This window comes from Burkholderia sp. AU16741 (assembly GCF_002223345.1).
Classification (GTDB): Bacteria; Pseudomonadota; Gammaproteobacteria; order Burkholderiales; family Burkholderiaceae; genus Burkholderia; species Burkholderia sola.
Map to the genome: position 1 here is coordinate 745,278 of NZ_NKEZ01000005.1, position 15,648 is coordinate 760,925.

5 protein-coding genes and 2 rRNA genes are annotated in these 15,648 nt (G+C 59.2%); 5 read left to right on the forward strand and 2 right to left on the reverse strand.

Annotated elements, in window-relative coordinates:
- Nucleotides 1–468 precede the first annotated feature (468 nt).
- The 5 genes from pglW (at nucleotide 469) to CFB89_RS16690 (ending at nucleotide 15,020) form a co-directional block, all read left to right on the forward strand.
- On the forward strand, nucleotides 469–4,668 hold the full coding sequence (pglW, locus tag CFB89_RS16670) for a BREX system serine/threonine kinase PglW (RefSeq protein WP_089468782.1): 4,200 nt from the start codon (nucleotides 469–471) through the stop codon (nucleotides 4,666–4,668).
- Entirely contained in the window at nucleotides 4,665–8,357 is a 3,693-nt protein-coding gene (pglX, locus tag CFB89_RS16675) for a BREX-2 system adenine-specific DNA-methyltransferase PglX (RefSeq protein WP_089468783.1), read from the forward strand. The genes pglW and pglX overlap by 4 nt, the downstream gene beginning before the upstream one ends.
- Nucleotides 8,358–8,389: 32 nt before the next feature.
- Nucleotides 8,390–12,085, forward strand: a complete 3,696-nt coding sequence (locus CFB89_RS16680; RefSeq protein WP_089468784.1) for a hypothetical protein — start codon at nucleotides 8,390–8,392, stop codon at nucleotides 12,083–12,085.
- Nucleotides 12,082–14,277 (forward strand): BREX-2 system phosphatase PglZ, encoded by a 2,196-nt coding sequence (pglZ, locus tag CFB89_RS16685; protein WP_144030121.1) that lies wholly within the window; start codon nucleotides 12,082–12,084, stop codon nucleotides 14,275–14,277. The genes CFB89_RS16680 and pglZ overlap by 4 nt, the downstream gene beginning before the upstream one ends.
- A 497-nt stretch (nucleotides 14,278–14,774) precedes the next feature.
- Nucleotides 14,775–15,020, forward strand: coding sequence for a SymE family type I addiction module toxin (locus CFB89_RS16690; protein ID WP_089468814.1), 246 nt, complete (start codon nucleotides 14,775–14,777; stop codon nucleotides 15,018–15,020).
- Nucleotides 15,021–15,267: 247 nt separating this feature from the next.
- Here CFB89_RS16690 and rrf read toward each other — a convergent pair.
- Nucleotides 15,268–15,380 (reverse strand): 5S ribosomal RNA (gene rrf / locus CFB89_RS16695).
- Between the two features lie 153 nt (nucleotides 15,381–15,533).
- A 23S ribosomal RNA gene (locus CFB89_RS16700) occupies nucleotides 15,534–15,648 on the reverse strand; the annotation flags it as partial.

Sequence of the window (15,648 nt, forward strand, 5' to 3'; positions counted from 1 at the left end):
TTGAACTCGAATACACGGAATTAGTTGGATTATCATGCCGTAATTGGGGAATGGCTGTTGACAAGTCATCGGGCAACAGCTTTCCTCAAAGTTTTCGAATTGAATCTTGTTCCGCCCCCCGATCAGCCGTACCCCGATCTCTCCGAGATGCTCTACAGCGTGGAGCACGACGTCTTGACGATGAAGTTGCGTGCTGTAATAGCTGGTTACGGCCTATGCAAGTGGGGCGCGGACTGTTTCCCGCCCTACAAATTGAATGGCCCCGAGCACAGACTCTGTGCTCAGAAATCACCTGGCGCCGTGTGGTGTCCGAAGCGCCTACTGGCCCCGGGCTTTGAAAGCCCGGAATCCGTCGAGCCAGAACAAGATTGCGACTGATATGACACGTCTACCAAACAACAAAGGAAGGCTCGACACGGCACGTCCGGGTCGTCTGGCCAACGTTTCCAGCGTAGAAGGAGTTTGTCGATGAGTGGGCGCTGGAAGACGATTTCGCCGTCTCAGTTTCCGTGGGAACAAGATGCGCTCGACTTTGTCCAGCGCGCGCTGCCGAACCGCGAACCGTTCCGCGCGTACAGTAACTTCGAGTTTGTCGCCGACGACGGGAGCATCAACGAAGTTGATCTACTAATTGTCTCGCGCTACAGCATCTTTCTTGTCGAGATAAAGAGCCGCCCTGGCGAAGTCGGCGGCGACTCGCACACCTGGATCTGGCGGGACGGCGGGAGAGAGTACTTCGACGATAACCCCTTGCTGCTGACAAACCGGAAGGCGAAGAAGCTCGCGTCGCTCCTGCGCAAGCAACTGACTGTCCAGAAGCGTCGCACACCCTTTATTCAGTCCGTGGTCTTTTTGTCGGACCCTGCGCAACGCTGCAAGCTTGCCGGTCCCGCGCGTGAGAACGTGCATCTGCGGGCGGACATTACCAGTAAACTGTTCGATGAGACAGCCCCAGTCGCCAGCGCGCAGCCCATTGACCGCGATCTGGCAACGTCCATCAATCGGGCGCTGGAAGCCGTTGGCATTCGTCCGCCGCAGCAAAGCCGGCGTGTGGGTGACTACCAGCTCGAACAGGTCCTCGCAGAGACCGACTTTCACCAGGACTGGCTGGCCAAGCACGTATCGCTGAAGAACCTCCGGCGACGAGTTCGTCTTTACACCGCCAAGCGCACGCTTAATGCCGCGCAACGTACCATGCTGGCCGACGCGGCTCGCCGAGAGTTTCAATTGCTTGAAGGCATACGTCATCCAGGCATCCTGCGCGCGTCAGACTTCATTGACAGTGAACATGGACCGGCCCTGATCTTCGAGTACGACGAAGGACTTCAACGGCTCGACCACTTCATTCGGGCGCAAGGCGAACAACTCGATCTCTGGCAACGGCTGAAGCTCGTGCGTGCGATTGCCGAAGCACTGGATGCGGCGCACCGCTATCGACTCTACCACCGGGGCCTATCACCACAGACCATCATGGTCAGGACCGCCGGTGCCAATTCGTTCGACGTCACCCTCTTCGATTGGCAGATCGCTACACGTCAGTTGCAAGAGGCCGAGGGCGAAACGACGGGCACGCTCCATGTCGAAATGCTCTCAGACCGTGTGACACAAGAGATCTATCTCGCGCCCGAAGCACGCAACGCGCCCCGGCCAGATGCCATCAAGCTAGACCTGTTCTCGCTTGGTGCCATCTCGTATTTCGTCCTCGCTGGTGAGCCGCCTGCCATCAGCGGCGATGAGTTGGTCACCAAGTGCGAACAGGGCCCCGGACTCACCTTGTCGGCGATGGTCAACGGGTGCTTGGCCGAAATCGAGGAGCTGATCCAGTTTGCTACCTGGCCCTCGCCCGATGATCGGTTCAGCTCGATCAACGAATTCCTGGCTGCGCTCGACAAGGCCGAGGAGGCACTTGAAGACGCGCTAACCGCACCTGCGTCCCCCCTCGCGTCGCCGCTTGAGGCCAACACCGGCAATGAGCTCAACGGCTTTGAAGTTCTGCGTCGACTGGGCAAGGGCGGTACCAGCCTGGCTCTAGAGGTGCGGCGCAAGAGCGCGGGACAACCACGTCAGGGTGTCTTCAAGATTGCATTGGAGCCGGAGTACAACTATCGACTCAAGCAGGAAGCCGAGACGCTAGTTAGACTCCAGCCACATCAGAACATCGTCCAGTGTTTTGAGCGCTTCGAAATTGCCGGACTGGCGACCTTGTTCCTGTCCTCAGCAGGAGAGGAAACGCTGGGAGAGCGCCTGCGGCAAGAAGGGCGCTTGGGTTTGGACCTGCTGCAGCGGTTTGGCGAAGAGCTGATTTCTGTTGTGGAGTACCTGGAGCGCGAGGGCGTGCCGCACCGCGACATCAAGCCAGACAACATCGGTATTCGACCGGGGACAGGCAAACGACTCACCCTCACGCTGTTTGACTTCTCGCTGGCGGGTGTGCCCGCTACCGACCTGAACGCGGGTACACGAGTCTACATGGACCCATTCTTGCGCAAACGCGGAATGTGGGATGGCTATGCCGAGCGCTACTCCTGCGCGCTTACCTTGCACGAGATGGCCACCGGCACACTGCCCGAATGGGGCGACGGCAGCGCCGACCCGGCGACCCTGAAGTCGGAGATCGTTCTGGACTCAGAGCGCTTTGACGCCTCGATTCGCAAGCAGGCACTCGACTTCTTCAGCCGGGCGCTGGCCCGCGATCATCGCAAGCGGTTTGACAACGCCGAGCAGATGTTACGCCAATGGCGCAAGGTATTCGAGAACGTCTCGCGTCCTGTCACGTCGCACACGACGCAACCTCCGCAAAGTCAGTTGCCATTCGGCGAAGAACAGGCGGCGGGTGGCATTACGCCGGGCACCCCCCTTGAGTCGTTGGAGCTGGATTCGCGTCACCTCGAACTTCTCGACCGTGTCGGCCGCGATGAGCTGGCTACTGCGGGAGATCTGGCCGATTTGCCGCGCAATCGGCTCTACAGGCACCGTGGAATTGCGCTGGCTGTAGCACGTGAACTGCATCAAATTGCCGACCGGCTGCGGCACCAATTCAGCGGTGGCGCAGCCAAGGATGAGCAGCCCGCCGATACCACCGTAGCCAAACTATCGGTGGATGCCGCAGCTGCCTTGCTCGTGCCCAAGAAAGGCGATGCCCCACTCTCGGTACTGGAGGGATGGCTCGGCTTGAGCGCGCAGCCAGACACCTCGCCGCTGCAAGAGGACTTGTTGCAGTCGATGGCCGAGCGGATGTCGCGCCAACCAGAGATCACCCACCTGCGAGACGACGTGGCCCTTGTGCTGGCCGGTTTGGGCGGCATTGCGACCGTCGGCGAAATTGTCACCGCACTTCTGGCCCGACGTGGGAGCGTGCAAACAGGCGCGGCCCGACGCAGCGAGGCCGAAGCCCTGACACGGGCCATCATCACCGTAGAGCGCACCAAGCAAGGAGCCCGCTGGCAACTTGTGAAGCGCGCCGCCAACGTTCGCCCGTTGGTGGAAGCGCCGCAAGTTGACGATCTGGTGGTCGCAACCGTGGCCAGTAGCGGTGCGGCCGGGCTATACCCTTCGGCTCCTGAGGTTCGAGCCAGCTACGCGGTGGTTCTAGGTGAAGCAGCGGACCGGCTGGCCCAACAAGACCCCCTGCCGTCGTCACAACAGGTGGCGGACACCTTAGCCCGCATACCGCCGCCGGCTGGAGATGCTGGATTGAGCTCTGAGCGACTGATTCGTCTGGCCGCCGCTTGTGCCCGACAGGCGGCTTTGTCCTCGCGTCTGGAGTTCTACCCAGTCCAGCTGTCTGCTGCGCGCGCCGTCAAACTGGCCACCAACTCATTGCTCGGCTTGCGTCAGTTCGACCTGGAGACAATCCGGCGCCGAATCTTCGCTCGCTATCCTGAGGCTGCGCCGCTGCCCGGCCCCACTGAACTGGAGCAACTGCTCAAGGACGCTGGCCTGGAGGTGAAGTGGGACGCCGCCAAGCGCGCCTTCGTTACGCTCTATTCAGAGGGCATCGTTTCGGGCACCACGCAGATCACCCGCTTCGGCACCAACAACCGTCCGCGCACGGCGACCGCGCCGGATGTGCAGGCCGCTCTGCAGATCGACGAGCGCATCAAGCACGCCTTGAGCAGCGGCAAATTGCTCACCTTGTCCGTAGACCCCAAGGGTCTTGCGATCGCACAGCGTGAACTGGCTCGGCGCTTTGGACTGAAAGTCATCGACTTCGACGAGGTCGTGCTCACCCTACTCGAGGCGCAAGCCAAGGAGTGGGACGTGGACTGGAACATCCTGCTGGCCGCCGATGCCGCACCCGCAGGTTCGGTGGATGCGCAGAACTTCATCACCGTTCTCGGTGAGGTCTGGCCCAAGGTCGAAGCGAAACTCCTGCGGGACGATCGGCCGGGCTTGCTGGTGAATCTCGGACTGGCAGCACGCTGGCAGAAGATGCCTCTGTTCGCCAAGCTCGCCGATGCCTGCATGTTTGGCAAGCGCCCGCCGCTGATTGCCTTGCTTGCGAGTCCACTGACACCCGACAACCGCCCGGTGCTGGATGGCGAAGCCGTTCCGGTCACCATCAACACCACAGATTACGGTCGCATCCCGCGCGCCTGGCTTGAGAACGCCCACCGCACACATGGCAACGCCGCCGCGAAGACCAGCACGAAGGCAAAACCAAGATGATCAATCGCACCAAACTGCTGGCGGACCTCAAGCTCCAGGTTCGAGACCTGGAGACTGACCTCCGGCAACGTTTCGTTTCCGACAACAATGGCTACCGAAGACACCTCACCGCCGACTGGCAAGCCGCGCGTGACGCTGGGCGCACATCAGAGGATGTGGCCATTTGGGCTGAAGCCCAATTCACGCAATCAGCTGTGGCGTGGGTGCTTGCCTGCGTGTTCGTGCGCTTCTGCGAGGACAACGATCTGCTCGACGCCCCGTTGATCGCAGGCGCCGACAGCCGGGGACAAACCGCCGTGGCACGGCAGGAAGCCTTCTATCTACAAAACCCCACGGCGTCCGACAACGACTACCTCCGTGACGTGTTCGCTGTGGCCGGACGTCTGCCTGGACTTTCGGACGTCTTGAAAGTTCAGCGCAGCCTGCTGCTCGCCCCGGTGTCGGCCGACATGGGCAAGCAACTGATGCGCTTCTTTCGCGCCACCAACGCGGACAGTGGCGCCTTGGTGCACGCCTTCGCCGACCCCGACTGGAACACGCGCTTCCTGGGCGACCTATACCAGGACTTGTCCGAGGCGGCCCGCGAACGCTATGCACTGCTGCAAACGCCCGAGTTTGTCGAGTCCTTCATCCTGGACCGCACTCTGACCTCGGCGCTCGACATCTACAACTTGGAAGAAGTCGACCTGATTGACCCTACTTGCGGGTCTGGGCACTTTTTGCTCGGCGCCTTCGAACGCCTGGCCCCGCGTTGGCTGCGCAAGCGCCCGGACAACGTCAACTTGGCATTGCAGGAGGCACTCGACCGTATCGCGGGCATTGATCTCAACCCCTACGCGGTGGTGATAGCGCGGTTCCGCCTGCTCATCGCCGCATTGAAGATGGCAAGCGTCCACAAATTGAGACTCGCTCCGGACTTCCACTTGCACATCGAAACGGGTGACAGTCTGCTGCACGGCTTCGACCAGCGTGATTACACGCGCGCGCAAATTTCGCTGGGTTTGAATAACCCACAAGAAAACTTGGGAGAAGGTGCAGATCAACGTTATCGCCATGCTTTCGCAGCGGAAGACCTGAACGCCACCAACGCAATCCTCGCCCGCAAATATGCGGTGGTCGTCGGAAACCCTCCGTACATCACTGTAAAGGATCGTGCGATCTCTGCGCTATATAGGCAGCGATACCAAAGTTGTCATCGGACCTATGCCTTAGTTGCACCTTTCTGCGAACGCTTTTGGGCTTTAGCCAAGCGAACTGACTCCACACAGCGAGCCGGGTTTGTTGGTTTGATCGTTGCCAACTCGTTCATGAAGCGCGAGTTTGGAAAGAAGCTGGTAGAGGTATTTTTCCCCAAAGTGGACCTCACTCACGTCATTGACACCTCGGGGGCATACATCCCAGGCCATGGCACGCCGACAGTTATTTTGATTGGCCGTGAGCGAGCCCCTGCGAGTGAAACGGTTCGAGCTGTAATGGGGATCAAAGGTGAGCCAAAAACGCCCGAAGATCCCGCGTTGGGAGTTGTCTGGCGGGCTATCGTTGATCAGATTGATGTTCGGGATTCCATTTCCGAATGGGTAAGCGTTTCCGATGTTAGTCGCGACGCCTTCACGAGTCACCCGTGGACTATGGGGGGCGGAGGGGCCGCAGATCTCGTACAGGAGATTGCGAATAACAAAAGTACTGTCGCGAAAGAAGTCGTGGAGATTGGCTACTCCGGGCAAACAAATGCAGACGGTGTATTTCTAGCCAAGCTGGGTGACTTCAAGCGAGCGGGGGTAGAGGAGCGCTACGTAAGGCGATTTGTTGTAGGCGACGTTGTCCGCGACTGGCTTGTTGAACGTAGCAATGAATCGAGTCTTTTCCCGTACTCTGATACGGACCTTGTTGCTATTGAAGCCATGCCAGGCCTTCATCGCTGGGTTTGGCCATATCGCACAGTACTGGGGAATCGAGCGACTTTCTCTGGCGGCACCTACTTCTCAGAAAGCAGGCCATGGTGGGAGTGGCATCAGATTTCCTTGCGCCGATTTAATCCACCTAATTCGATTACTTTCGCATTTGTCGCCACACATAACCATTTTGTCGTGGACAACGGTGGGAAAGTATTCAATAGATCAGCCCAGATCATCAAGCTTGCGGCCGACTCCAGCGAGAGTCAGTATCACGGGCTAACTGGATTATTAAATTCATCGCTTGCCTGTTTCTGGTTCAAGCAGGTTTGTCATAACAAGGGCAGCACAGTCGATCAGCGAGGGGCGCGCCAACGAACAGACGCATTTGAGGACTTCTATGAGTACGCAGGAACCGTAGCTGGTCGATTCCCGACAGTGGAGGAACGACCAACCGCGGTTTCTCTTCGGATTCATCAGGTGGCACTTGAGCGCGCCAGAGTGCTTCCGGACCAACTTATTGTCGATCATGTCCCGGCCCATACGCACCTAATGAGCTCAAAAAATTCCGCCGAATTGTTTCGGCGCCAGATGATCGCTCTGCAGGAGGAGTTGGATTGGCAGGTGTACAAGTCTTACGGTTTGGCGCTTGACGAGTTGATCTTCGACGGAGAGCCTCCTCCGATCAGTTTTGGTGAACGCGCCTTCGAATTGGTACTTGCGCAAGACTGCGCTATCGGAAGCACAGCAACGACTTGGTTCGAACGCCATGGGACTGATCCCGTTGTCGAGATCCCGAGCAATTGGCCCGCGAATTACCGTGCCGTGGTCGAGAGGCGGATGGCCGCCATTCGCCAGTCGCGCGATCTAGCACTGATCGAGCGACCAGAGTACAAGCGTCGTTGGGCTACGGCCGAATGGGAGACGCTCGAGAAGGCGGCTCTCGAAGAGTGGCTGTTGAATCGCCTGGAAGCACCAGACCTGTGGCAGCGCGATGCAAATTCCGCACCGAAATTGCGTGCGGTTCGCGAGCTTGTCGATGCGTTGTCTGGTGACGAAGAGTTTCGGCGCGCCCTGGACCTGTATTCAGGCAGCGGCAGCGACGCACACGCGACCGTTGTGGCACTGGTGCAGCAGGCCAGCGTGCCATATCTGGATGCGCTGCGTTACAGCGACAGTGGCTTGCGCAAGCGCGCCGTCTGGCAAAACACCTGGCAGATGCAGAGGCGTGAAGATGCGATCGACGCGGAGGTGGCCCGTCGACTGGCTGATGAGCCAATCGACGTCATCAAGGAGGAACAGGCGCGACGTAAAGCGACGGACGTGGGTGCCATTCCCGTCCCGCCGAAGTACAAGCAGGACGACTACCGCGACGGCATGTACTGGAAGTTGCGCGGCGCTTTGGATGTTCCGAAGGAGCGCTTCGTCAGTTTCCCGGGCTTGGAGCGTAGCAACGACGCAGGAAGCCCGATGCTGCTGTGGGCCGGCTATGATGCCAAGGCCCGAGCCTTGGCCCTGACGGCCTACCTGTACGAGATGCTGCAACGTGAAGGGACTGATGCAGCGCGTTTGACGCCCGCGTTGGCCGGCTTAGACGAACTGCTGCCCTGGGTGCACCAATGGCATCCGGAGGTCGATGACGATCTGGGCATGAACACCGGCGACTACCTACAAGGCCTGCTCGATGCGCAGATGGCACAGCACGGGCTGACCCTGAGCGCCGTGCGCGCTTGGCGCCCCCCGGCACCCGTTCGTCGCACACGCGGCAGGCGAGCCAGTACTGCTGCCCAGGCCTGACCTGATTTACTGAATCCGAGGAATACAACAACATGCCAAAACTGCGCGAAATATTTGATCTGCCAGAGCAGGTGCACCAGGGTGACTTTGTTCTTCGCCTCACCGACGGCCTGAATGCCCCTGCGGAAACCGTGCGCGACTACGTCGCTACGCTTCAATTGGTGAAGTGCTTCGATCAGGCGCTCGGGGTGGTCAAAGGCGCGATCGACAGCCGGATGAGCAAGGGCGCATACCTGCACGGCAGCTTCGGTTCCGGTAAGAGCCACTTCATGGCCATCTTGTCGCTGTTGTTGCGCGGCGATGCCGTGGCCCGTAGCAAGCCTGAGTTGGCTCCGGTGGTGTCCAAGCACAACGGCTGGACGCAGGGCAAGAAGTTCTTAGTCGTGCCGTACCACATGATCAATGCCGAGACGCTGGAATCGGCGCTCTTTTCTGGCTACGCAGAACTCACCGCCCGCTTGCACCCGGAGGCGCCCAGCCCTGGTTTCTATCAGAGCGAAGGCATGCTCAACGATGCGCAAAAGCTGCGCACCCAGATGGGCGACGAGGCATTCTTCCGAACCCTGAATGGCGCAACCGGCGCGCCCACTGGCGGCGGCTGGGGGCGTGTCACGCAGACCTGGGCCGCCGCTCGCTTCGAGGCCACCCTGATGGTGCCCCCCGGAAGCCCTGAGCGATTCCAACTTGTCGGCGCCTTGACACGTGCGTTCTACGGCAGCGTGAGCCATTTGGCGGCCTCGCAGCGCGAGATGTATACCTCGCTGGACGAGGGCTTGTCGGCGATGTCGCACCACGCCAAGGATCTAGGCTACGACGGCATCATCCTGTTTCTGGACGAGTTCATCCTGTGGTTGGCCAGCCGCGCAGCGGATGTGGCCTGGATTGCCCGTGAAGGACAAAAGGTCGCGAAGCTAGTCGAGTCGAGCAACGCTGACCGCCCAACGCCCATTATCAGCTTCATGGCCCGTCAGCGCGATCTGCGCGAACTGGTAGGTGAGCACATGCCTGGTGCCGAGCAGTTGTCGTTTGCCGACACACTACAGTATTGGGAGGCCCGCTTCGACAAAGTGAACCTGGAAGATCGAAACCTTCCAGAGATTGCCAAGAAGCGACTGCTGCGCACGCGCGGGCCTGCAGAGGATGTGCAACTCAAGAGTGCGATCAATAAGCTGCTGGGCAGCCAACCCGAAGTACTGCAAACCCTGTTGACCCGCGACGGTGATGAGCAGATGCTGCAGGACCTGTACCCCTTCACGCCAGCACTGGTTCAGACCCTGATCGCTGTGTCGTCGATGCTGCAGCGCGAGCGCACGGCACTCAAACTGATGCAACAGATGCTAGTGGACAAGGCGGACACACTGGAGATTGGCGACGTCATCCCGGTTGGCGATCTGTTTGACGTGATTGCCGATGGGGATGAGCCTTTTACCCATGGCATCAAGCTCTTTTTCGAGCAGGCCAAGCAGCTCTGGCGGCGGCGGTTGTTACCGATTCTTGAGACTCAGCACGGCGTAGCTTGGGAAGACATCGAGTCGGGTAAGGCCGATCCGAAGAAGGCAGCCGCCTTGCAGAACGACGCGCGGCTGCTCAAGACTCTGGTGTTGGCGGCGCTAGTGCCCGAAGTCGAAGCCTTAAAGAACCTAACGCCAACAAAGCTGGCGGCGCTAAACCACGGCACGATTCGCACACCGGTGCCGGGCAGCGAGGGCATCACCGTGCTGACTAAGCTTAAGCGCTGGGCAGGCCAGGCTGGTGAAATCAAGATCGCGGACGATTCGCCAAATCCGATCGTGTCCGTCGAAGTGGCCAAGGTCGACACCGACGCCATCCTGGCCAATGCGATGTCGTTTGACACGCAGGGCAACCGGCAGGCGGAAGTCAGACAGTTGATCACCGATGGCTTGGGCTTGGCCGATGCAGGCTCCAGCTTGCTGCCGCCCGAGATGGAGATCAACTGGCGCGGTTCGCGGCGCGGCGCCGAGATTCTGTTTGGCAATGTCCGTGAGCAGTCCTTCGACACCCTCAAGGGGCGCGAAGGAACATGGCGCATCCTGATCGACTTCCCGTTTGATCACCAGCCCGAGCACGGCCCACAGGACGACGTGGCCAAAATTAACGGATTCCTCAACGAAGGCAGAGTCGGCCGCTCGATGGCGTGGCTGCCATCTTTCCTGTCCCCCAACACACAGGACCAGTTGGGCCGTCTGGTGGTCATCAACTTCGTCTTGCGTGGCAACAACCTGGACCAGTACGCCAGCCAGCTATCGCAGGCGGATCGCGAGCAAGCGCGTGTGCTGCTCACCAACCAGCGTGACCAACTGCGCCAATTCATTCGCAACTGCCTGTACACGGCTTACGGGCTCAACAGCGTCGCCCAGGAAGCACTGGACCCCGCGCAAACGGTCGACGAGCATTACTTCAGCCTGGACCCCTCTTTGGTCTTGCGCCCACCGGTGGCGGCCAACTTCAAAGATGCGTTCGAAAAACTCACCGAGCAAGCGCTGGACTACGAATTTCCTGCCCACCCGCACTTTGACGCCGAGCCACGCCCGATCGCTGTCAAGCGCCTCGCTGATTTGATGGTGCTGGCGGCCCAGAAGCCCGCCCATCGTGTCGAACTCGAAGCCTCGCTTCGAGACGACGCCAAGCGTATTGCGCCCAAGCTCGATTTGGCCGAGGTCGGTGAGGCCGCACTGCAGTTGCGTGACGACTGGTCGCAGCATTTTGCTAGACAGATTGCGCAGCAGGCGGGACGCGAGCCCACGGTGACCGATCTTCGCCGTTGGCTGGACTTGCCCGATCGACGCGGCCTGCGCGAGGATCTACAAGACCTTGTAATCTTGACCTGGCTGGCCAAGAGCAATCGTTCCTTATACCGCTTCGGTCAACCATTCAAAGGCGAAATCGGCAACGTGCCGAACGAATGCGAGGTGCGCGAGCAACCGTTGCCGACGGTGGCCGAATGGGACAAGGCGACCAAACTCGCAGGCGAAATGCTGGACCCGGCGATGGCCACACTCTATCGGTCAGCACCTGGACTGGTGGAGTTTTCACGCGCCGCGCGCAGGCGCGTGGCCGACACGGCAGCCCATCTGCTGAACTATCTGCGCGTTGTCGACCAGTTGATGACCTTGGTGCAGACGGATGTCGTGGCCACGGGAGAACCTGCCTTGCGCAAGACGGGCGGCACACGGCTCAGAGACTGGTTCGCTGCGCTGGAGTCGAGCAGCTCGGAGATCGACGTCGTCAATCTGGTGTCCCGACTGGATTTCAGTACCGAGGAAATTGCCGAAGCCAAGGCCGTGCTAGGTGGCGTCCAGGCGCTGGCGCGGGTTGAGGCTAAACACTATCTGGTCAACAGTCTGCGCTCGATTGCGAGCGGCAGCGGCGAGTTTGCGCCACGGGCCAACCAGATTCTGGAAAGCCTCGCGCATGCCGTGCTCCGCTACGAATACGTCGACGGACTGCATGCTGCCGTTGTGCAGTTTGAGCGCGATGCGGGAACATTGATGGCCGATGTCGCCAATCGGGCGGCACCCCCAAGCCCGCAGCCTCAATCCACTCCGGAGCAGGAACCAGAACCCGGCATGAAGGCTGCTCAGCGAATTGAGCGCGCTAGATTGGTCAAGACCGATGCCCTCAAAGCACTAGCCGATGCGCGGACGCTGCTTGAGGCGCTCGGCGAAGTCAGTGTAGACATTCAGATCGTGATCCGGGAACAGGAATGAAGGTCCCGGCACATCAGATCAGTCTTCAGGCGAAGCAGGCGCACGAGGCAGACCCGCCAGCAAGGTTCATCCTTTTGCAGCTGCCCTTGGACGCCTTCGATGGCGCTGCGGTGGATGTGAACGCTTCGAGCTGGCCAGTCTCGGCCTGCAGTTCCCCTTTAGCCGTTCGCGACGCGATGCGCCGCCATGGCGCCAGCACGACGCCGGTTGTCTTGCTGTTTTCTGGAAACGAGAGTGAGCTAGGCTCCGACGTACTGGCACGTTGCGCCAAGCGACGCGCCATCACTCATGACCTCTGGCAAACCGTGCTGACTCTCTTCCGGGCGGCGCACATTGACCCGCGCCTAGCTCGCCATCGCTGGCTGGCTGAACTGCTCGTGCGCTACATGCCAGCAGAGGGCTATGCCCCTGTTCGGTCACTCGTTTTGGACCAGGATCGGGCTTGGAAAGAGCTGTTCAAAGTTGTATTGGGCTTCGAGTCGTATCCACCGACGGAACTTGACCTATTGAAGTGGACCGGCGATGCCCAACGGCGTGAGCAATTTAAGGCCTTGGAAGATACCGCGCGTCAAGAAACGGTTCAACGCCTTCGAGAGGCACTCGGCGAGTTGGTGAGCTTCGTTTTTGCGGCCATCGATACAGGGAGCGCCGACGACTTGGTCGCAATTGCCATGCTCTGTGACGCCTTGGAAGACAAGACCACTGGTTCGGAATCCAGCAAGGCCAAGGTAGCAGCCCGGCTGGAGGTTTTGTTCAATGGATTGACGATTGCGTCACACACCAGTCATCAACTGGCCAGAGCAGCTGACGCATGGTTTGATCGCGCCCCTGATGCCGCCAAACAGCAGCAGGTTGCGCGCTATGAGGTGTTGGTAACACAACTCAAAGCAGAGCCACTGGCCGCGCACGCAAGGTATGGAAATGCTGCCCTACGCGAGAAGACCAGGGCTTTTGCTGCCGCGCTGAACAACCTCAATTTGCCGGAGGCCATCCTCCAGTTCGGGCGCATGATGGCACACCAAGGCCCAGTCCTAAGCAGTCGCTCCGAGCTAAGATGCAAAATGGCAGTCCGCCTAGTCAGTTGGCTGACGCAAACTGAGAGCAATTTCCCGTCGTCATTAAACGCGCTGTCTGAGCAGTATCGTAATGAGATCGCCTGGGTGGACTGGGCGCAAACCGTGCTGCTGGAAGGCGACGATTCTGCAGACTTGGCAAACGCCTATGGCCTGCTCCGAGAAAATACTCGGACTCGCAGAGAATTGTTCGACCAGCGTTTCGCTGAGTCGCTGGCGACTGATCAGCCCAACGGGACGTCCTTGATTTCGATCGAGAACGCCCTCGAGAAATGCGTCGCACCGGTTGCGGTAGCCGGGCGTAGCTTGCTCATTGTAGTGGACGGGATGAGTGTCCCGGTTTTTCTGGAACTGCATCACAGTCTAAAGGAGCAGGGCTGGGTCCAGTTCGAACCCGCCGACGGGGGCTGTTCGACTTTGCTTGCTATGTTACCGTCGACAACGGAAGCCTCTAGGACGTCGCTGCTTTGTGGCACCGCTTGCGCTGGATCTGCATCAACGGAACGCGCGGCGTTTAGCTCCTATCCGGCACTCGTTGCCCCGTCTGTTGCTGGCAAGCCGCCGGTGATTTTTCATAAAAGAGATCTGCTCGATACTTCTGGTGTCGCTCTTTCAGACGATCTCAGAACTGCCCTGAGCGACACCCGACAACGAGTCGTCGCCGTCGTTATCAATGCAGTCGACGATCATTTGATGAAGTCTGACCAACTGCGGCTGCGCTGGGAAATTGCGCAGTTTAAGGGTTTAGATGCGCTGCTAGCAGAAGCACGTTCCTCCGAACGTGCTGTAGTGTTCACCAGTGATCACGGCCATGTACTTGACCAAGATACGGTCATGCAGGGGGCAAGCCCCAATGCTCGATGGCGCGAACCAAGTCTGGAGTCCTACCATGGGGAGATTACCTTGAGGGGTAATCGAGTCAGAGCCGCTACTGGCATGGATGACGTGGTCCTGGCATGGAGTAGCAAGTTGCGATACGCAAGCAAACGGAACGGCTACCACGGCGGCTGCGCGCCGGCTGAAGCACTAGTTCCGATCGCCACCTACCGCTACGGAAACAAAGTTGCCGATGGTTGGAGCGTTCGAGACGAAGTGGCTCCCGATTGGTGGCAGGGGTGATCGAGGTGGATTTACGGACGAGAACATCGTCCGTGGAGTGCGATGAGTCCTCCCGCCTGGGTTTTATGAAGCGGGAGGTCTTCGCCTTTTTCTTACTGTTGTTCATAAAATTGGCAGCGTGCGAATACGTCGCATCACACAATATTCCGGACTCGGTTGCGTAAAAGCTGCTGCATCGAACGACCGCCGGCGACGCTGACAGTTGAATTCCTCGAAGAGTGAGCCGCGTCAAATGGCAACCTCACGATCCGGATCTGGCCGCTGAGGTCGCGATACTGATTCAAGAGAGGTTTGGACGGTAAAGGTCATCACCCGAAAGCGTCGTAGTGGATCACGGCGCTTCCATACCTATGCCGTTTAGCCACCCCTCGAATTTTCCATATTTCGAGATGCCCAGTTAGGTAGACTCGAATGGCGTCACCGCAAAAAGCGCGGGCCGCATGGGCTGCCACCCATACGACCCGCTGACCACAACCAACTCAAACCAGGAGTCGGAAATGGCTAACGCCAATCATAAGTCACGTGCCCCCGTAACGGAACGCTTCGTCACTGTTCAAGAGTCAGCGCGCCATCATTCCTTGTCTAGGGTTCTCCGCGCCATCAGAGCGAACCGGAAACTGAACACGACGTATTTCCCGTGGATCAAAATAGCTGGAGTATGGCTTGAGGACGCTGGATTCGAGGCTGGAGAACGCGTCCGGATTACCGTCGAGGACAAGCGACTTATCATCACGCCGATGTGATCAGCGCCTTGCCGATGGTGAGCGTCACAAGTCACTATCCGTCTGGAAGCTCGGTACCCGATGCTCCATACCGTTAGTAACTGTGACAAGCGACGATCGTTCTGAAACTGCAGTGGGCCGGTCACTCAGGTCCGCTGCCGTGTAGCTATTCGGCACGAGGTGTAATCTACGCCGAGCACACCACACATTTCCGTCGCCGAAATGCAAAAACCCCCGCCTGGTCGGGCGGGGGTTCTTGGCTTAGGGAGCCTGACGATTACCTACTTTCACACGGGAATCCGCACTATCATCGGCGTAGAGTCGTTTCACGGTCCTGTTCGGGATGGGAAGGGGTGGGACCGACTCGCTATGGTCATCAGGCAAAGGGGGTTGTTCTGCTGGCGTGGCCAACAGAACCAATCTGGGAAGAAGCAGTAATTAGGTTGTGTGTATCACACACGAGAATCCAACATGTCGCTTTGGATCGCGGCCAGTGCTTGCGCACGGCGCCGATCTACAAGGCAGACTTGTTATAGGATCAAGCCTTACGGGCAATTAGTATCAGTTAGCTGAACGCATTACTGCGCTTACACACCTGACCTATCAACGTCCTGGTCTCGAACGACCCTTCAAGGGGATCTAGTCCCCA

Coding starts and splice junctions, on each gene's coding strand:
- CFB89_RS16680 (WP_089468784.1), top strand. CDS start 8,390: ATGCCAAAACTGCGCGAAATATTTGATCTGCCAGAGCAGGTGCACCAG.
- CFB89_RS16690 (WP_089468814.1), top strand. CDS start 14,775: ATGGCTAACGCCAATCATAAGTCACGTGCCCCCGTAACGGAACGCTTC.
- pglZ (WP_144030121.1), top strand. CDS start 12,082: ATGAAGGTCCCGGCACATCAGATCAGTCTTCAGGCGAAGCAGGCGCAC.
- pglX (WP_089468783.1), top strand. CDS start 4,665: ATGATCAATCGCACCAAACTGCTGGCGGACCTCAAGCTCCAGGTTCGA.
- pglW (WP_089468782.1), top strand. CDS start 469: ATGAGTGGGCGCTGGAAGACGATTTCGCCGTCTCAGTTTCCGTGGGAA.